Below are 267 nucleotides of genomic sequence, written 5' to 3'. Positions count from 1 at the left end.
CAAAGGGTCTACCGGCTGCGGCAGGTCGACCACCAAGGTATGGCTGTCGGTCGCGCGGATCAGCGTTTGAATGTTTTCGACACTGTAGCCGTAGGCCTTCCAAGTGGTGGCCAAGCCATAGTTGAGCTTCATCACCCGGTACAGCGACCAGGCCACATCCTCGGCAGTGAGCGGGTTGCCGGAATGGAACGTGACATCAGTGCGCAGGCGGAAGGTAATCTGCTTGCCGTCTTCACTGACGTCCCAGCGTTCGGCCAGTTGTGGCAG

1 protein-coding gene is annotated in these 267 nt (G+C 59.6%); it reads right to left on the bottom strand.

Annotated features, from left to right (window positions below):
• On the bottom strand, positions 1–267 hold a 267-nt coding region (locus tag SB765_RS30260; RefSeq protein WP_410932573.1), incomplete at both ends, for an ABC transporter substrate-binding protein.

Origin of the sequence: Pseudomonas sp. SIMBA_067 (assembly GCF_046534675.1) — a bacterium.
Lineage (GTDB): Bacteria > Pseudomonadota > Gammaproteobacteria > Pseudomonadales > Pseudomonadaceae > Aquipseudomonas > Aquipseudomonas putida.
The sequence above is the reverse complement of the archived record's forward strand: the minus strand, read 5'-3'. Positions and strand labels throughout refer to the sequence as shown.